The sequence below is a fragment of the Blautia sp. ZXY-1-B12 genome, assembly GCF_056339915.1.
The window spans coordinates 20,062-38,778 of record NZ_JBWJVP010000224.1 but is presented as its reverse complement, the minus strand read 5'-3'; the positions used below and the strand labels follow the sequence as shown (position 1 = coordinate 38,778).

The window sequence follows — 18,717 nt, the reverse complement described above, 5'->3', positions numbered from 1 at the left end:
TTTGCAGGAAAAGCCTTGCAATTGCCGGAAATTGGTGTTACAATACATCTAAATTAGAACTTGTTGACAAAGGAGTGGGCGTGAGCCCACTCTTATTTGTTGCATGGAAAGGCAGGTGGGAAAATGAGCAGACGGGAAGAGTATGAAAAGCGCGCAGAGGAACTTCTGGCACCGATCGTAGAACTTAACGGCTTTGAACTGGTTGATGTAGAATATGTAAAGGAAGCAGGAAACTGGTATCTGAGAGGATACATTGACAAACCAGGCGGAATTACAGTAAATGACTGTGAGACAGTCAGCAGAGCTTTCAGTGACAAACTGGATGAGAATGATTTTATTGAAGACAGTTATATCATGGAGATCAGTTCACCGGGACTGGACAGACCGCTGAAGAAAGACAAAGACTTTGAGAGAAACATGGGAAAACTGGTGGAAATCCGTACCTATCGGCCAATCGAGAAGCAAAAAGAGTTCTGCGGGATTTTGACCGCATATGATAGTAACAGTGTGACAATCGATGAGGATGGAACCGAGCGTGTTTTTGATAAGAAAGACACAGCCCTGATACGCCTCGCAATAGAGTTTTAGTTAATTCGGGAGGATAAGAAAAAAATGAGCAGAGAGTTAAGGGAGGCACTGGATATCCTTGAAAAGGAAAAGAGTATCAGCAAAGATACTCTGCTTGAGGCAATTGAGCAGTCTCTGATCCAGGCCTGCAAGAACCATTTTGGAAAAGCTGACAATGTACATGTAACTATTGATCCGGAAACCTGCGATTTTTCAGTGTATGCAGACAGAAGTATCGTAGAATACGTAGAGGATCCTGCAATGGAGATTTCTCTGGCAGATGCTTTGAAGATCACATCAAGAGCTGAGATCGGAGGCATGATACAGGTTCCGATTCAGTCTAAGGAATTCGGACGTATTGCGACACAGAATGCAAAGAACGTTATCCTGCAGAAAATCCGTGAGGAAGAACGTAAAGTGCTGTATGATGAATACTATGGAAAAGAAAAAGAAGTAGTAACCGGTATTGTACAGCGTGTGATGGGCAAGAATGTAAGCATCAATCTTGGTAAGGCAGATGCAGTATTAAGTGAGAATGAACAGGTGAAAGGGGAAACCTTCCAGCCGACAGAGAGAATAAAGGTGTATATTCTTGAAGTCAAGGATACCCCGAAGGGACCTCGTATTCTGGTATCCAGAACTCATCCGGGACTTGTGAAACGTCTCTTTGAGTCAGAAGTTGCAGAAGTAAAAGACGGAACTGTTGAGATCAAGAGCATCGCACGTGAGGCCGGTTCCCGTACAAAGATCGCTGTATGGAGCAACGATCCGGATGTAGATGCAGTTGGTGCATGCGTAGGTATGAACGGCGCACGTGTCAATGCAGTAGTTGAGGAACTTCGCGGTGAGAAGATCGATATCATCAACTGGGATGAGAATCCTGCAATCCTGATCGAGAATGCATTGAGCCCTGCAAAGGTTATCGCAGTTATGGCAGATCCTGATGAGAAGACAGCTCTGGTAGTTGTTCCTGATTATCAGCTGTCCCTTGCAATCGGTAAAGAAGGTCAGAATGCACGTCTTGCTGCAAGACTTACAGGATTTAAGATTGACATCAAGAGTGAGACTCAGGCAAAAGAAGCCGGTGATTTCTATGATTATGATGATGACGAGACTGCAGAAGATGCAGCTGAGGCATCAGCAGAGGAAACTTCAGCAGAAGATTCCCTGACAGAAGAAACCGAAGCAGAAGAAGTTTCAGAGGAAGTTCCTGTAGAAGAAGAGCCACAGGCTCAGGAAGCAGGAGAGAATGAAGACGAAGAATAAGATTCCCATGCGCCAGTGTACCGGCTGCAGGGAAATGAAAAGCAAGAAAGAGATGCTCAGAGTTCTTAAGACTACAGAAGATGAAATCGTGCTTGATACTACTGGTAAGAAAAACGGCAGAGGCGCATATCTGTGTCTTTCCAGAGAATGTCTGGATAAAGCGATTAAAAATCATGGACTTGAGCGTTCACTGAAAACTGCGGTTCCGGATGAGGTATACGAACGACTTAAGAAGGAGCTGGAAGATATTGAAAAATAACAGAGTACTGTCGCTGATAGGGCTGGCTACCAAAGCAGGCAAGACCGTAAGCGGAGAATTTTCCACAGAGAAATCTGTAAAGACCGGAAAAGGACTGCTTGTGATCGTTGCTGAGGATGCCTCCGAGAATACAAAGAAGAAATTCAGGAATATGTGCAGTTTTTATGAAGTTCCGATTTTCTTCTTCTCAGATAAAGAGAGCTTAGGCAGAGCAATGGGAAAGGAGTACCGCGCCTGTCTGGCTGTCCAGGATGAGAACTTTGCGAAAGCAATCATGAAGGAGGTATAGCGATTGTCAAAATTAAGAGTACATGAGCTGGTCAGAGAGCTTGGACGACAGAACAGAGAAGTGATCGAGTTTCTGAAATCAAAAGGCGTTGATGTGAGAAGCCATATGAGTATGGTGGATGAGCCTGCGGTTTCGGAAGTAAAGAATAGATTCAGAAAAGACAATAATAACAGGGGAAAGGAGCATATTGCGAAATTGGAGACTCCCAAGACAGAAGAAAAGGTTGTAACAGCAAAATCAGAAGGAGATAAAACTGAAACACCTAAAAAGAAAAAAAATATTATCCGCGTTTTTCATGCACAGAATGCAAGTGACGGAGGAAAAACAAGAAAGAAACCTGTGAAAGCTGAAGGCGAGAGAACAGGTTCACCAAGAAATGCAGAAGGAAGAAATTCCGACAGTTCAAGAACAGACGGTGACAGACCAAGAAGAAATAATAATGACCGCCCAGGTACAGGCAACAGAAGACCGGACGGACAGAACCGTCAGGGAAGACCTCAGGGTGAAGGAAGATCCCAGGGAGGACGTTTTGGCCAGGGAAGAAACCAGGGCGAAGGAAACCGTCAGGGAAGACCTCAGGGCGAGGGAAGATCCCAGGGAGATAACCGCCAGGGAGGACGTTTCGGACAGGGAAGATCCCAGGGCGATGGTCAGGGCCGTCCGGGCGGAAGATTCCAGGGCGATGGAAATCGTCAGGGAGGACGTTTCGGACAGGGAAGACCACAGGGAGATGGAAACCGTCAGGGAGGAAGACCGCAGGGCAATGGCCAGGGTCGTCCGGACGGAAACAGAAGTGAAGGACGTGACGGACGCTTCGGCGGCAGTCAGGGACGTCAGGGACAGCGCCAGAATACAAGAAAGAATGACGATATGGCATTTGCACCGGAACTGACAAAGACTTCCAAAGACAGCAAGAGAGAAAGAGACAGAGAGAACAAAAACAAGAAAAAAGATTTTGATAAGACACAGAGTGGCGGACGCAGACCAAACCAGGGTGGATTCAATAAGAATTCCAGAATCCCGAAGCTCTGCAGAAACCGGCTCCGCAGCCAAAACAGGAAGAGAAGAAACCTGAGGTTAAGGAAATCACACTTCCGGAGAAGATGACGATCCGCGAACTGGCAGAAGCTATGAAAATGCAGCCGTCAGTAATTGTGAAGAAGCTCTTTATGCAGGGTATGATGGTTACCGTAAACCATGAGATCGATTTTGAGAAAGCTCAGGAGATTGCTCTGGAATATGATATCATCGCAGAACCGGAAGAGAAGGTAGACGTTATCGAAGAACTCCTCAAAGAGGATGAAGAAGACGAAAAAGATATGGTTTCAAGACCACCTGTAGTCTGTGTTATGGGGCACGTTGACCATGGTAAAACATCTCTTCTGGATGCAATCCGTAAGACAAATGTAACACGTGGAGAAGCCGGCGGTATCACACAGCATATCGGTGCTTCTGTAGTAGAGGTTGGCGGACAGAAGATCACATTCCTGGATACACCTGGACATGAAGCTTTCACAGCTATGCGTATGCGTGGTGCAAACTCCACAGATATTGCAGTTCTGGTTGTAGCAGCTGATGATGGTGTGATGCCTCAGACAGTAGAGGCTATCAGCCATGCGAAGGCGGCAGGCGTTGAGATCATAGTTGCAATCAACAAGATTGATAAGCCAAGTGCTAATATTGAGCGTGTAAAACAGGAACTTTCTGAATATGAACTGATTCCGGAAGACTGGGGCGGAAGTACGATTTTTGTTCCTGTATCCGCACATACAGGAGAGGGAATCGATACTCTTCTTGAGATGATCCTTCTTACAGCCGAGGTATGTGAATTAAAGGCAAATCCGAACCGTTCCGCAAGAGGTCTTGTAATCGAGGCTCAGCTTGATAAAGGTAAAGGTCCGGTTGCCACGATCCTTGTCCAGAAAGGTACTCTTCATGTGGGAGACTTTATTGCAGCAGGAGCATGCAATGGTAAGGTTCGTGCCATGATGGATGATAAGGGACGCAGGATTAAAGAAGCAGGTCCTTCTACTCCTGTAGAAATCCTGGGACTTGGTGATGTGCCGAATGCAGGTGAAATTCTTCTTGCATTTGACAGTGATAAGGAAGCCAAGAACTTTGCAGGTGCATTTGTATCTGAGAACAAGAACCGTCTTCTTGAGGAGACTAAGGGCAAATTATCTCTGGATAATCTCTTTGATCAGATTCAGGCAAGCGATCTGAAGGAACTTCCGCTCATTGTCAAAGCAGATGTACAGGGATCTGTGGAAGCTGTAAAACAGAGTCTGACCAAACTTTCCAACGAAGAAGTGGTTGTAAAGGTGATCCATGGCGGTGTTGGTGCGATCAATGAGTCTGACGTAAGTCTTGCGGCTACATCAAATGCGATCATTATCGGCTTTAATGTCCGTCCGGATGCAACCGCAAAACAGCTTGCTGAGCAGGAAGGTGTAGATCTTCGTCTGTATAGAGTTATTTATCAGGCAATCGAAGATGTAGAAGCTGCCATGAAGGGTATGCTTGATCCTATATTTGAGGAGAAAGTTATCGGTCATGCGGAAGTGCGTCAGCTGTTCAAGGCATCCGGTATTGGTACGATTGCAGGAAGCTATATTCTGGATGGTATCTTCCAGAGAAACTGCAAGGTTCGTATTTCCAGAGAAGGCGAGCAGATATTTGAAGGTGAGCTTGCATCCCTGAAGAGATTCAAAGACGATGTTAAGGAAGTTAAGGCAGGATACGAATGTGGCCTTGTATTTGACGGATTTAACGATGTGAAAGAGGAAGATAAAGTAGAAGCTTATATCATGGTAGAAGTACCGAGATAGTAATGGTTTATAAAGGTAGGGTGCGCGATTCATAGTGTCAGGTACAGTGTGGTGCGCACCTTGACTTGATTGTGGTAATTCAGAAAATAATGTGATCAGGATAGTCGATGATCCGGATTGCTCACAGTATTTGACAGAATTGCCGGATATATAGGAGTAAAACTTAAAATGAGAAAAAACAGTATTAAGAATACCCGGATCAATGGGGAAGTCCAGAAGGAACTCAGCACCATTATCCGCAACGAGATCAAGGACCCGCGTATTCATCCGATGACTTCTGTCATGGCTGTAGAAGTGGCTCCTGACCTGAAAACCTGCAGAGCATATATCAGTGTGCTGGGTGAAAAAGAAGCAAAGGAAGCGACGATCAAAGGTCTGAACAGTGCAGAAGGCTACATCAGACGCCAGCTGGCGCGTAATTTAAACCTGAGAAATACACCGGAGATCCGTTTTATTCTGGACGAATCTATTGAGTATGGTGTAAATATGTCAAAGCTTATTGATGATGTTACCAAGAAAGACAGCAACTCCCACAGACAGGATGAGGAGCAGGATGAGAATTAAAAGAGGATGAGAACATGGAAAATATTGCGGAAATACTGGAAGGTGTGAAAACAATGGGAATCGGCGGACATATCCGTCCGGATGGTGACTGCGTTGGTTCCTGTATGGCGTTATATTTATATGTAAAAACCTATTATCCGGAAATTCAGGCAGATGTGTACCTGGATAATCCCAAACCTGTTTTCGGACATATTGACTGTATGGATGAGATTAAAACAGAGCTGGATGGTGACAAAGAGTATGACCTTTTTGTTACCTGTGATGTAAGTGCAAGAGACAGACTTGCCATTGCAGGTCCATACTTTGACACTGCAAAAAGAACAGCATGTATTGATCATCATATCAGTAACTCCGGATTTGCACAGGTGAATCATATCAGGGGAGAGGTAAGCTCTGCCTGTGAGGTTCTCTATGGGCTTTTTGATCCTGAGAAAGTGGTCCGTACCATTGCAGTGCCAATCTATACGGGAATGGTTCATGACACAGGGGTATTTCAGTACTCTTCAACTTCACCGGAGACCATGCGTATTGCCGGGGAACTGATGAAGACAGGATTCAATTTCAGTAAGATCATTGACGAATCTTTCTATCAGAAAACTTATGTGCAGAATCAGGTAATGGGGCGTGTTCTTGCAGAGAGTATCCTGCTTCTGGATGGAAAATGTATTATCGGATATCTTAAAAAAAGAGACATGGAGTTCTATGGTGTGGATGGCAAGGATCTGGACGGTATCGTCAGTCAGCTTCGCCTTACAGCGGGAGTGGAAGTTGCCATGTTTATCTATGAAGTGGAAACTCAGTCTTTCAAAGTTTCCCTGCGTTCCAACGGAAATGTGGATGTAAGCAAGATTGCAGTATATTTTGGCGGCGGCGGTCATATGAGAGCAGCCGGATGTGATCTTCAGGGTTCTGTGTATGATGTGATCAACAATGTGACAGAACAGATCTGCAAACAGTTTCAGGAGCAGGAAGTCTGATGGATGGAGTAATTGTAATCCGTAAGGAAAAAGGATTCACTTCCCATGATGTGGTGGCAAAGCTTCGGGGAATCCTTCATATGAAGAAAATCGGACATACCGGAACTCTTGATCCGGATGCAGAAGGAGTGCTCCCGGTGGCTCTGGGAAAAGCAACCCGTCTGGTGGATATGATCACAGATAAAGAGAAAACTTATGAGGCAGTGATGCGTCTGGGTGTTGTTACGGATACCCAGGATATGAGCGGAACTGTTCTCTCACAGACTACAGAGCTTTCCGTTACAGAAGAAGAGCTTTGCACAGTGGTCAGTTCTTTTGTGGGAGACTATATGCAGGTGCCGCCAATGTATTCAGCACTGAAGGTCAATGGAAAGAAACTCTATGAACTTGCCAGAGAGGGCAAGACTGTGGAGCGTAAACCAAGACCTGTACATTTTTATGAGATAGAAATTCTGGATATCAGTTTTCCGCTGGTGCGTTTTCGTGTGACCTGCAGCAAGGGAACCTATATCCGTACTCTGTGCCATGATATAGGGGAAAAACTGGGCTGTGGAGCTGCCATGGAAAGTCTTTTGCGGACAAAGGTGGGCAGATTTACACTGGATGATGCCATTACCCTGGCGCAGACAGAAGAGGCAGTGCAGGAAGGAACTATAGAGAGTAAAATCCTCGGTATTGAGGAGATTCTTGCAGAGTATCCAAGGGTATGCTGTACAAAAGAAGGGGACAGACTTCTGGCTAATGGAAATCCTCTTGTACAGGCACTGGTCGATGCACAGGAGAAAAACGGATGGATCCGTATGTGCAGCAGTGAAGGCAGTTTTGCCGGAGTTTACCAGTGGGACGAGAAAAGAAACAGGTATTTCCCTGTAAAAATGTTTTAGGAGACATGATGGAATATTTAAGGATTGAGAATGATTTTCCCAGAATTTCACACAGCGCGGTAACACTTGGGAAGTTTGACGGCATACACCGCGGACATCAGAAACTGGTTGAGAAAATTATTGAGCAGAAACAGGAAGGTGCACAGGCGGTTGTACTTGCGCTTGGAACTGCCTCAAGAACAATCCTCACAAAGGAAGAGAGATGTCGTATATTGGAAGAAATGGGAGTGGATATACTGTTGGAATGTCCGCTCACAGAGAAAATACGGCACATGAAAGCAGAGAATTTTATAAAAGAAATACTGATAGGAAGATCTGCAGGTTTCCTATGTGGCAGTTGGAGAGGATTTCCGTTTTGGCTATGAGCGGAAAGGAACTCCTGCCATGCTCAAAGAGTTCGGAAAGAAATATGGATTTCATACGGAAGTCCTGCCAAAAAAAATGGACGGACGCCGTAAGATTAGTAGTACCTTTGTCAGGGAAGAACTGAACAGAGGAAATATGGAAAAATTCCGTTTCCTTATGGGAACAGATTTCTCAGTAGAAGGAATCGTTGAACATGGACGTGGAATGGGACATAAATATCTGCTTCCGACCACCAACCTGATCCCTCCGGTAGAGAAACTGATGCCTCCAAACGGGGTTTATATCACAGTATCCCATTTCAGAGACAGAAGTTATCAGGGGATTACCAATGTAGGTCATAAGCCTACTGTTGGCGGCGAGAAGTTTATTGGTGTGGAAACATATCTGTTTGACTGCAATGAAGATCTGTATGGGGAATACTGCAAGGTAGATTTCAAAAAATTCCTCAGACCTGAACAGAAGTTTTCTTCGCTGGAGGCACTGAAGGCACAGCTGGAGAGGGATGCTGTGAAGGGACAGGAATATTTTGAAACTTTGTAAAAAAGAGGTTTACACGCCAGAATCAATGTGCTATACTAACCAAGGTGAATTTAGCCCATGTTCAGGGACCGGACGCTCCGACCATCTCTTAATGTGTGGCGGTCAATCAATAATAATTATAGAATACAGGAGGAAATCACAATGATTTCAAAAGAAAAGAAAGCAGCGATCATGAAAGAATATGCAAGAACTGAAGGCGATACAGGATCACCGGAAGTACAGGTAGCAGTTCTTACAGCAAGAATCCAGGAACTTACAGAGCATTTACAGAGCAACCATAAAGATCATCACTCCAGACGTGGTCTTCTGAAAATGGTAGGTCAGAGACGTGGACTGTTAGCTTACCTGAAGAAAACAGACATCGAAAGATACCGTGCACTGATTGAAAAATTAGGCTTAAGAAAATAATAGCCTTTTAGTATGCGGAAGGGGGCGGATTTCCATCCGCCTCCCTTTTTATGTATATGGCAGTTCTGTAAAATATGGTGTTTTTCAGGATTGCGGTGGCTTGTTGTTTCGACTGCATCTGCATATTCAGAAGCTGCGAAACATGACAGGAGTTATTTCCGAGACTACTGAAAAGATTATTTTGTATATGAAAGTAACAAAACAGGCAGATATATTTGCCTGAAAAGTAGTTTTTTCAGTTGTTTCGGACTCCTGTTTTAATGTGACAATTTCATAAAAAGTCTGAACGTTGATGGACAAGATTGTCAGCAGACGGAACAGACAAATTTGAAAAGAATAAAGTAGTTACCGGACATGCAGTGAACGGTAACAGAAAATGACAACAGAATTATGAAAAAAGGAGAATGAACATATGTACAAAAGTTATTCCATGGAATTAGCCGGAAGAACCTTGACAGTAGATATCAACCGCGTTGCAAAACAGGCAAACGGTGCAGCATTAATGCACTATGGTGATACTACAGTTTTATCTACAGCAACAGCATCCAAAGAGCCAAGAGAAGGAATTGATTTCTTCCCGTTAAGCGTTGAATATGAAGAGAAAATGTATGCAGTAGGCAAAATCCCAGGAGGATTTAACAAGAGAGAGGGAAAAGCAAGCGAGCATGCAATCCTTACTTCCCCGCGTGATCGACAGACCAATGCGTCCTCTGTTTCCGAAGGACTACAGAAACGACGTAACACTGGTAAACATGGTTATGTCTGTTGATCCTGAGTGTAATCCGGAGATTCCGGCTATGCTTGGTTCCTCTATTGCAACCTGCATTTCCGATATTCCGTTTGATGGTCCGTGTGCTACCACACAGGTTGGTCTGATCAATGGTGAATATATCATCAACCCTACCATGGCACAGAAAGATGTATCTGACCTTCAGCTTACAGTAGCTTCCACAAGAGAGAAAGTAATCATGATCGAAGCCGGCGCAAAAGAAGTTCCGGAAGACAAGATGATCGAAGCTATCTATAAAGCTCATGAAGTAAACCAGGAGATCATTAAATTTATCGATAAGATCGTAGAAGAATGCGGAAAACCGAAACACAGCTACGAATCATGTGCAGTTCCGGAAGAACTTTTCGCAGCGATCAAAGAGGTCGTACCTCCGGCAGAAATGGAAGTTGCCGTATTCTCTGACGATAAACAGACAAGAGAAGAAAATATCCGTCAGGTAACAGAGAAACTGAAAGAAGCTTTTGCCGACAAGGAAGAGTGGCTTGCAGTTCTGGGTGAGGCTGTATATCAGTATCAGAAGAAGACTGTCCGCAAGATGATCTTAAAAGACCACAAACGTCCTGATGGTCGTGCCATTACTCAGATTCGTCCTCTGGCAGCAGAGACAGATATTATCCCGAGAGTACATGGTTCTGCTATGTTCACACGTGGACAGACACAGATCTGTACCATCACAACTCTGGCTCCTCTTGCAGAAGCACAGAAGCTTGACGGACTTGACGAATTTGAAACTTCAAAGAGATATATGCATCACTACAATTTCCCGTCCTATTCTGTAGGTGAGACAAAACCATCCAGAGGACCGGGACGTCGTGAGATCGGACATGGTGCACTTGCTGAGAGAGCATTAGTTCCTGTACTTCCAAGCGAAGAGGAATTCCCATATGCGATCCGTACTGTATCTGAGACATTTGAATCCAATGGTTCTACTTCTCAGGCAAGTATCTGTGCATCCACAATGTCTCTGATGGCAGCCGGTGTACCGATCAAAAAACCGGTAGCAGGTATTTCCTGTGGTCTGGTAACAGGCGATACAGATGATGATTACATCGTTCTGACAGATATCCAGGGACTTGAAGACTTCTTCGGAGATATGGACTTCAAGGTAGCCGGAACTCATGACGGTATCACAGCAATCCAGATGGATATCAAGATCCATGGACTGACAAGACCGATCGTAGAAGAAGCAATCAGACGTACAAAAGAAGCTAGAGAATATATCCTGACAGAAGTTATGGAGAAATGCATCGCAGCTCCCCGTACAACTGTAGGCGAATATGCTCCGAAGATCATCCAGATCCAGATCAATCCTCAGAAGATCGGTGATGTTGTAGGTCAGAGAGGAAAGACTATCAATACGATCATCGAGCGTACAGGTGTTAAGATCGATATCACAGACGAAGGTGCGGTATCTATTTGTGGAGTTGATCAGAAGAGCATGGATGAGGCAGCTAACATGGTTAAGATCATTGCAACTGATTTTGAAGCAGGACAGATCTTTACAGGTAAAGTTGTCAGCATCAAAGAGTTTGGTGCATTCGTTGAATTTGCACCGGGTAAAGAGGGAATGGTACACATTTCCAAGATCTGTAAAGAAAGAATCAATCGTGTTGAGGATGTTCTCACACTTGGTGATAAAGTTAAGGTTATCTGCCTTGGCAAAGACAAGATGGGAAGAATCAGTTTCAGCATGAAGGATGTACCGGAAGAAGCGTAAAAAATTATGAGATATCACAATATTACCAAGGACGATATGCTTAATGGCGACGGACTTCGTGTAGTGCTCTGGGTGGCAGGATGCAATCACTGCTGTCCGGAGTGCCAGAATCCTGTCACCTGGGATCCAAATGGCGGACTGCCTTTCGGTGAGGCAGAACGCAAGGAGATTTTTGCGGAACTGGATAAGGATTATGTGAGCGGAATTACCTTTTCAGGTGGAGATCCACTGCACCCGGCAAATATCACTGAGGTAACAGCCTTTGCGAAGGAGATCAGAAAGAGATATCCTGGTAAAACAATCTGGCTTTATACAGGTTTCCTCTGGGAGGAGATCTGCAAAGAAGAGATTGTGCGTTATCTGGATGTCTGCGTAGACGGTGAATTTGAGGTGGACAAGAAAGAACTTTCCCTGAAATGGAAAGGTTCCAGCAATCAGAGAGTGATCGATGTTCCCAAAACTCTTCATGAAGGAAAAGTCGTATTGCATAAATAAGAAATATACAGGCAGTTCAAGTATGCGTCAGGTGTACCTGAACTGCTTTTTTACTGAATCAGTCAGTGATGATCACAAAATATTGTTACTGTTCACTCCGTTCACAGTAACGTAGCCAAAATTCATTCCAGATTGCCTGCGGCAATGGAATTTTGGCTCGTATGTCTCGGGATAGTGGTGTGTGAACAGTAACCAAATATTCAGCTATGAGTGTACTGCGAAGCAGGTGTGTTAGCTTTGCATGACCAGACAGGAGGAAAACAGATGAAACGAATCGCGAAATTTCATAAAGTAAGCAAAGAACGCTTCACAGCAGACTGGATCGATACCTTCGCACAGTCTCAGGAAGAAGCAGAGAAAGTATACGAGGCTATCCGTCTGCCGAAGAGAGCGACAGCAGGAAGTGCCGGCTATGACTTTTTCGCACCGGCAGAATTTACTCTGAAACCAGGCGAAACAGTAAAGATCCCGACAGGAATCCGGGTGGAAATGCAGCCGGAATGGGTGCTGAAATGTTATCCGAGAAGCGGACTGGGATTTAAATACCGTCTTCAGCTTAACAACACAGTTGGTATTATTGACAGTGATTATTTCTATTCAGATAACGAAGGCCACATTTTTTCAAAGATCACAAATGATTCCAATGAAAACAAAACTCTTACAATCCCGGCAGATACAGGATTCATGCAGGGAATCTTTGTAGAGTACGGAATCACGGTAGATGATGATGCTACAGAAATCCGCAATGGTGGATTTGGAAGTACTACTGCGAAATAGTGGGTAAAAGTAATGTAATGTTCTGGCGGATGCATATTTCACAAAGTTTATAGATGAAATCAGAGCCAGAATGTAAAAAAAGTAGAACATAGGGAAGAATCTGAGATTTTTACTTTACGTTCTGCTTTTTCTTTGCTATAATATTTTGAGATTCAAAATATTTGCAATACATACAATTCAAGCGTATATACTGCGGAGCAGTTATTCGATTATGAACAAGTAACGAAGCGGATGATTTTATCCGCTTGACTAAAAAATATCAGGCAAAGAAATAAATTTAGGGAGAAAAGTTATGATCATCGAGCCAAAAGTAAGAGAATATATCTGTACAACCGCACATCCGCAGGGATGTGCAGAGAGTGTGCGCAACCAGGCAGATTACGCCTGTAAACAGGGAATGGTAAACGGAACAAAAAAAGCACTGATCATCGGATGTTCTACAGGCTACGGCCTCGCATCCCGTATCTGTGCACTGGAAAACTGTGGTGCTGATACTCTTGGAATCATGTTTGAACGTCAGGCAAATGGCAGAAGGACAGCTACACCCGGATGGTATAATACAGCAGAGTTTCACAGACTGGCTTCCGGGAAAGGTGTTTATGCAAAGACCATTAACGGAGATGCTTTTTCAAAGGAAATCAAGGAGAAGGCGATTGAACTGATCAAACAGGATCTTGGAAAAGTGGACCTGGTAGTCTACAGCCTGGCAGCACCGAGACGTACAGATGCAGAAGGAAAGACCTGGTCTTCCTGTCTGAAAACTACAGATGAGCCATTTACAGAGAAGAGTCTGGATCTGAGAAATAATGAGATCACAGAGAAAACAGTAGAACCTGCTACAGAGGAAGAAGTTTTAAGTACTGTAAAGGTTATGGGCGGTGAAGACTGGGCAGACTGGATTGATGCGCTGAAAGCAGCAGATGTACTGACTGAGAATGCAGTAACCGTAGCATATTCCTACATCGGACCGGAACTGACTTATCCAATCTACTATCATGGAACCATTGGAACTGCCAAACAGCACTTACAGAAAACAATGTCAGAGATTAATCAGGCACATCCGGATGTCCGCGCAGTAATTTCTGTAAACAAAGGTCTGGTAACTCAGGCAAGTGCAGCTATTCCGGTTGTACCGCTGTATTTTGCTATTCTTTATAAAGTTATGAAAAGGGCCGGAAATCATGAAAACTGTATTCAGCAGATTGCAAGGCTTTTTACACAGAAACTCTATACCCCGGAAGGTTTCCGGACAGATGAAAACGGATTTATCCGTATGGATGATTACGAACTGCTCCCTGAGATTCAGGAAGAAGTAAAGAAATGCTGGAAAGCAGTCACTACAGATACAGTAAATCAGTATTGCGACATTGACGGCTACTGGGAAGATTTCTATCATATGTTCGGATTCCATTACAGTGATATTGACTATACACAGGACGTAGATGCGAATGTGGAGATCAACGGGATTGTAATGTAAAATGACTATAAAAAATCCTCTCCCGGAAATATTTATGAATGTTCATAGATATTCCGGGAGAGGATTTTTTTCAGGAAAAAAGAAGAAAGCTCTCAAGCGAAGCGTAAGTGGAGAATGTCCAGCATAATCCCTGTTCCCCCTGATTTTTCACAGGGGATACACGACCACTCTGACGCAGGTCATAGGCGGCAGGAAGTACAGGGGCAGAGGCTGAAGATGCGTTTCCGGTGCTTACAGAAGAGACCATATCTGAACTTCCGTCTTCATAAGCCGGATTGAGGAGAAATCCTCGTTCTTTCAGTTCCTCAGCGGAGTAGCTTTCACAGGAAATATCTTTACCGTCTGAACCGGCAGCAGGGACATTTTCTGTGATTTTACCATTGGTAAATGCTTTGATGCACACATTTGTGTTTGGCAGATAGGTGTTAAAATCCGTCCATATATCCCCATGATGGCTGATATAACTTTCTCCGTCAGAAGCAGTGGCTCTGGAACTGGTGCCGTTCAGAGGAGCCTCGAAATACGTTTTTGCACCTGTGCTGCTCCATAACTTTATGACTACAGCAAAACGTGTGCCTGCTTTTAAAGTCACAGGTCTGGAAAAATCTACCGTATGATATCCGGCATACCGGCAGTTTCCCCGGGCAGCAGGAGAAGGAAGCTTTTGAAAGGAGTTTTGATTCTTAAAGGAAGAAACAATATAAACTTCATAGTTATAATCATTATCATAGGTATAGAAGGAGACAGAACCAAGCTGCTCTTTCCTGGCTAATTTCTGTCCGTTTTCAGGGAATACATTGGCACAGTACAGTTCATCATTATAACCGAAAGCAGTGGTGGCACCTAAAGGATCATACTGATAAATGCGGTTACAGGTGTTATCAGAGGAAATCTTTCCGAATGCCATGGAGAACTCCTGCATACCCAGAAAGCCGTCGTAATAGGAAATATAAAAATATCCATTGTCCCCGAAATCTTTTCCCCAGCTGTTTTTACAAAGAAAGGCACCGTTGCCGGCCGGCCGGACCGGAAAGTTTTCTTTTGCGTAATCATCATCCCATCCTACAATAGCAATAGCATGTTGTGTGGATATGACAGGTGCAGAACCGGCAGGAGCCCTTCCTGCATCGTAATCGTCGGGAAGGCAGAAGGAAATCTGATCATTGGAGTAGTATTCGTCAACGGAGAGATAGGATGCAGATACTGCACCGTAATTCATAATTGCCTGTTTGATTGCCTGATTATCTAATGCATTCTTTCGCTGGGGAATAAACATAATCTCATTTACTCTAAGCGCAGGTGTGAATGAGTCATAGGATGCTGATGAGATATTTTCGTAAGGAGCCTGCCATTCGTATACAGGACCGGATCCGCGTGTAAGATAGGCGGCAGCCATGGAAAAACTGCCACCGTCATTATAGTTACGGTCAAAACCTGTGGAGGAAGAACTGTTGCTTAACTGGTAACCCATGTGGAATTCCGAAAAATCGTGAGCATTGAGATTATCGGAGTACGGATTTAGAGCCAGTGCTCTGGAATATGGTCCATAGTAATATTTCTTACCGATAAGGACGTATGCCCGAACTTTATATAATGGATTTACGGAGCCGAATGGCACTGGTTCATAATATGCATAGTATTCCTCTGAATCAGGACCGTTTGGTGTATCTGAAATTTTACAGTATTTACTGTTCTGATCGTCTGCACGATAAATAAAGTAGCCGGTGACATAAGTCTGGTGTTTCCATTTTACTGTGACGCCGCCATCCTGCTCAGTGACAGAAGTCAGGCTGACCTTTGGAATTGCAGTCTGGCAGACGTATCCGGTGGAGCTGTAATCACCCAGAGAAATTTTGCTGCCAAGCTTACGGTATGGGCGGACTGCATAATCATAGACTGTTTTGGGAACAGCAGTTTCGTCTGTGTAATACAACCCGGAAAATTCAATATCTCCCAGTTTTGTCCATTTGGAGATACCTTTCCTGCGGCGGTAGATGCGATAGCCATCGGCACCCGGAACTTCGTCCCACATAAGATTTATGACAACATCTTTTTGGGGCTTTTTAACCGCAGGGCGTTTGAGTTTTGCTGTACCGGTCAGGCCTTTGGTGTTATATTTACTGTAGATTTTCTTACCGTTCCGGAAAGTGTAGGACTGCACTGTATACAGGTAGGATTTCTTGATCAGTCCGGTACTGTCTGTATAGGAGGTACGGGAAGAGGAAACTGTTGCGATTGCTTTCCATGAAGCCTCTGATTTATTCTTTTCTCTGCGGAGAATCCGGTATCCACTGACATTCTTTGCTTTTTTCCAGGTGATGGTAACCTCATGAGTGGATTTGATTTTTTTTAATGACGGTTTTTCAGGAGTGACAGGAGTTCCTGATTCAATGTTTATGGTCATCCGGCAGGTTCCGAGAATCTGCCATGTATTGGTATCCATAATGGAAAAAGATGCTTCCGTCATGGTTACGGCAGGACTTAAAAGAGTAAAGAAGTCATCTCCGGGTGTGTACAGAAGTTCATCGCCTGCGAGGATTGCTGCCGGTGTATCCAGCTGTTGATGGAAATTTCCCAGTTGGTCGAACGAAATTTTTCCTGCCTGATCAGCATTGACGGTGCATGTATGCTGCGGAAAGAACAGGTTATCCTTCAAAGCAGTGCAGCCTGTGGTATCAACGCTGACCAGAGAATTAAAGCGGCAGTCAAGGCTGGAAAGTGACGTAAGTCCGGTTATATTTAATGAGGAAAGGCTGTTGTTACACAGCTGAACAGATTCCAGGCTTTTGTTGGAGGTAAGGTTCAGAGAACGGATACCTGTTCCAATACAGATCAGTTCGGTAAGTTCCGGATTTCTGCTGAGATCCAGTTCGGTGATTTGAGGAAGATCCGTACATCTCAGACTTTTCAGTCCTGTAAAATAGGCCAGATCTGAAGAAAATAACGGAAAATCTTCGTCAAAGGAAAGGGAAGAAACTTCCTTCAGATATTCGCGGGAAAGCATATGATCGTCTGTCAGTGGATAGTTCTGCTGCATTTGCTGAAACAATGCAGGTGATCGGAAATCATTTTCAAGCAGATATCCAATGTAAATGATCTGTGTGCCATATTGTTCTGTGCCGGCACTGGTAAATCTGCGGCGGATTTTTACAGGGTTTAATTTATTAATAGCAGTCAGCCGGTAAGAGGTGTCGATCATGCCATTTTCCATTATGGTGATATCTTCAGGTGAAGCGAACTGAGACAGATCATAAAATTCCATAGGAGTGCGGATCACGTTATCATTACAGATCAGTTCCTCGGGAAAGCAGCCGCGAAGATCAGGCTCCAACAGCTTATTGTCGGAACAGTTCAGTTTCTTCAGTGATAAAAAACCGGAGAGGTTCAGTTTAGTGAGAAGATTATTCTGGCAGTAAAGGGTATTCAGTGATCTGGTGTCCGGCAGTTTCAGAGTCTGTATACTGTTGGAAGAACAGTCCAGATATTTCAAACCGGAAAGACGGCTTAAGTTCAGGGTATCCAGGAGATTGCCGGAACAGATAAGCTTTTCCAGTGATGGCATAGATGCAGGTTTAAGAGCGCGCAGATTACAGTTGCTGCAATCCAGTTCTTTCAGTCTGGAAAAACGGGAGAAATCAAAATCATCAAGAACAACAGAAGAGATGTTTAATTTCTCCACAGAAAAACTTTTGGGAAGACTGATGGAACTGTTGCTCCCACAGTTGTTAAAGGAGATGTCAAGATCTTTCAGTTTTTTGCATGAGGAGAGATCCAGACTGAGCAGATTGTTGTGCGAGCAGTTCAGAGATTTCAGAACTGTGTTGGCTGATACATCGAGAAACAGCAGTTCATTGTCAGAACAGTCCAGGGTTTTCAGATTATAAAAATATTCGATGCCTTCCAGGGAATCGACTGACATGGAAGGAATACTGATTTCTGTGCACATGGAGATTTCCTCGTCAGAGAGAAGCCCGTTGCGATCTGTATCAATGTTTTCGGAAATCCATTTTTGGAAAACAGGGTCTGCAAATCCACTGTCAGCAGTGATCGGAATGGAATTTCCGGAAGCAGATATATCTGCAGTGTCTTTGGCGTATGTTGCTTCATCAGGAGTGATTTCGTCAGAAAATGCCGGATCGTCGGGCAGTTCAACCGGAAATACCGGATCATCGACCGATTCATCCGAAAATACCGGATCATCGGGTGCTTCATCCGAAAATGCCCATGGTGTCTGAATATTGGTAAGGGTTAGAAGTGAGCATAGAATAAAAACCGGAAATTTTTTCTTTTTCATTATGTAAGCCCTCCTTGTTTTGAATATTTGGGTGTATATGGATTTTCTGATACAGTGATCCGGGACAGAATAGATTCTGGCCACAAATATAATCTTTATATCCAGTATACAGTTGGAACAAGGAGATGTCTATTAACTATTGGTTAGAAGTTATCCTGAGAGGTGTTTTGGTGTTACTGTGAACGGAGTGAACAGTAACATTTTGGTAAAATAATTATA

At 44.0% G+C, this 18,717-nt stretch carries 14 protein-coding genes and 2 pseudogenes; 15 read left to right on the top strand and 1 reads right to left on the bottom strand.

Features of this window, described 5'->3' with window-relative positions; all coding sequences use genetic code 11:
* Positions 1–123: 123 nt before the first annotated feature.
* The 15 genes and pseudogenes from AC075L_RS14945 to fabV all read left to right on the top strand — a co-directional run bounded on the left by AC075L_RS14945 (position 124) and on the right by fabV (position 14,204).
* Positions 124–588: a ribosome maturation factor RimP gene (locus AC075L_RS14945; protein ID WP_008707593.1), complete on the top strand. Its 465-nt coding sequence runs from the start codon at positions 124–126 to the stop codon at positions 586–588.
* A gap of 24 nt (positions 589–612) precedes the next feature.
* Positions 613–1,833: a transcription termination factor NusA gene (nusA, locus tag AC075L_RS14940; protein ID WP_008707590.1), complete on the top strand. Its 1,221-nt coding sequence runs from the start codon at positions 613–615 to the stop codon at positions 1,831–1,833.
* Positions 1,817–2,092, top strand: a complete 276-nt coding sequence (rnpM, locus tag AC075L_RS14935) for an RNase P modulator RnpM (protein WP_008707588.1) — start codon at positions 1,817–1,819, stop codon at positions 2,090–2,092. Before nusA ends, rnpM begins: the two co-directional genes overlap by 17 nt.
* Entirely contained in the window at positions 2,043–2,381 is a 339-nt protein-coding gene (locus tag AC075L_RS14930) for a L7Ae/L30e/S12e/Gadd45 family ribosomal protein (protein WP_008707587.1), read from the top strand. The genes rnpM and AC075L_RS14930 overlap by 50 nt, the downstream gene beginning before the upstream one ends.
* 3 nt (positions 2,382–2,384) lie before the next feature.
* Positions 2,385–5,209, top strand: a pseudogene (gene infB / locus AC075L_RS14925) (translation initiation factor IF-2).
* A gap of 168 nt (positions 5,210–5,377) precedes the next feature.
* Positions 5,378–5,773, top strand: a complete 396-nt coding sequence (gene rbfA / locus AC075L_RS14920) for a 30S ribosome-binding factor RbfA (RefSeq protein ID WP_008707585.1) — start codon at positions 5,378–5,380, stop codon at positions 5,771–5,773.
* Positions 5,774–5,787: 14 nt separating this feature from the next.
* Positions 5,788–6,750: a DHH family phosphoesterase gene (locus tag AC075L_RS14915; protein WP_008707584.1), complete on the top strand. Its 963-nt coding sequence runs from the start codon at positions 5,788–5,790 to the stop codon at positions 6,748–6,750.
* Positions 6,747–7,634 (top strand): tRNA pseudouridine(55) synthase TruB, encoded by an 888-nt coding sequence (truB, locus tag AC075L_RS14910; RefSeq protein ID WP_008707583.1) that lies wholly within the window; start codon positions 6,747–6,749, stop codon positions 7,632–7,634. The genes AC075L_RS14915 and truB overlap by 4 nt, the downstream gene beginning before the upstream one ends.
* Positions 7,635–7,639: 5 nt before the next feature.
* Entirely contained in the window at positions 7,640–7,999 is a 360-nt protein-coding gene (locus tag AC075L_RS14905; protein ID WP_476387863.1) for a hypothetical protein, read from the top strand.
* Positions 7,965–8,540, top strand: coding sequence for a riboflavin kinase (locus AC075L_RS14900; protein WP_476387862.1), 576 nt, complete (start codon positions 7,965–7,967; stop codon positions 8,538–8,540). Before AC075L_RS14905 ends, AC075L_RS14900 begins: the two co-directional genes overlap by 35 nt.
* A gap of 141 nt (positions 8,541–8,681) precedes the next feature.
* A complete protein-coding gene (rpsO, locus tag AC075L_RS14895; protein ID WP_008707580.1) occupies positions 8,682–8,948 on the top strand; it encodes a 30S ribosomal protein S15 in 267 nt (88 codons plus the stop codon).
* A gap of 412 nt (positions 8,949–9,360) precedes the next feature.
* A pseudogene (locus AC075L_RS14890) lies at positions 9,361–11,455 on the top strand (polyribonucleotide nucleotidyltransferase).
* Positions 11,456–11,461: 6 nt separating this feature from the next.
* Positions 11,462–11,950: an anaerobic ribonucleoside-triphosphate reductase activating protein gene (gene nrdG, locus AC075L_RS14885; protein WP_008707576.1), complete on the top strand. Its 489-nt coding sequence runs from the start codon at positions 11,462–11,464 to the stop codon at positions 11,948–11,950.
* Between the two features lie 264 nt (positions 11,951–12,214).
* Positions 12,215–12,727 (top strand): dCTP deaminase/dUTPase family protein, encoded by a 513-nt coding sequence (locus tag AC075L_RS14880; RefSeq protein WP_008707572.1) that lies wholly within the window; start codon positions 12,215–12,217, stop codon positions 12,725–12,727.
* Positions 12,728–13,019: 292 nt separating this feature from the next.
* Positions 13,020–14,204 carry an enoyl-ACP reductase FabV gene (gene fabV / locus AC075L_RS14875; RefSeq protein WP_008707571.1) on the top strand — a complete coding sequence of 395 codons (1,185 nt, stop codon included), beginning with the start codon at positions 13,020–13,022 and terminating at the stop codon, positions 14,202–14,204.
* A 70-nt stretch (positions 14,205–14,274) separates the two neighbouring features.
* On the opposite strand, the gene AC075L_RS14870 is transcribed toward fabV, so the two are convergent.
* Positions 14,275–18,498 carry a lectin like domain-containing protein gene (locus AC075L_RS14870; protein ID WP_020993682.1) on the bottom strand — a complete coding sequence of 1,408 codons (4,224 nt, stop codon included), beginning with the start codon at positions 18,496–18,498 and terminating at the stop codon, positions 14,275–14,277.
* Between the last annotated feature and the right edge of the window lie 219 nt (positions 18,499–18,717).

Bases quoted from the DNA above. Each gene is read 5' to 3' on its own strand.
- AC075L_RS14945 (WP_008707593.1), top strand. From the start codon at position 124: ATGAGCAGACGGGAAGAGTATGAAAAGCGCGCAGAGGAACTTCTGGCA.
- nusA (WP_008707590.1), top strand. From the start codon at position 613: ATGAGCAGAGAGTTAAGGGAGGCACTGGATATCCTTGAAAAGGAAAAG.
- rnpM (WP_008707588.1), top strand. From the start codon at position 1,817: ATGAAGACGAAGAATAAGATTCCCATGCGCCAGTGTACCGGCTGCAGG.
- AC075L_RS14930 (WP_008707587.1), top strand. From the start codon at position 2,043: ATGAGGTATACGAACGACTTAAGAAGGAGCTGGAAGATATTGAAAAAT.
- rbfA (WP_008707585.1), top strand. From the start codon at position 5,378: ATGAGAAAAAACAGTATTAAGAATACCCGGATCAATGGGGAAGTCCAG.
- AC075L_RS14915 (WP_008707584.1), top strand. From the start codon at position 5,788: ATGGAAAATATTGCGGAAATACTGGAAGGTGTGAAAACAATGGGAATC.
- AC075L_RS14905 (WP_476387863.1), top strand. From the start codon at position 7,640: ATGATGGAATATTTAAGGATTGAGAATGATTTTCCCAGAATTTCACAC.
- rpsO (WP_008707580.1), top strand. From the start codon at position 8,682: ATGATTTCAAAAGAAAAGAAAGCAGCGATCATGAAAGAATATGCAAGA.
- nrdG (WP_008707576.1), top strand. From the start codon at position 11,462: ATGAGATATCACAATATTACCAAGGACGATATGCTTAATGGCGACGGA.
- AC075L_RS14880 (WP_008707572.1), top strand. From the start codon at position 12,215: ATGAAACGAATCGCGAAATTTCATAAAGTAAGCAAAGAACGCTTCACA.
- fabV (WP_008707571.1), top strand. From the start codon at position 13,020: ATGATCATCGAGCCAAAAGTAAGAGAATATATCTGTACAACCGCACAT.
- AC075L_RS14870 (WP_020993682.1), bottom strand. From the start codon at position 18,498: ATGAAAAAGAAAAAATTTCCGGTTTTTATTCTATGCTCACTTCTAACC.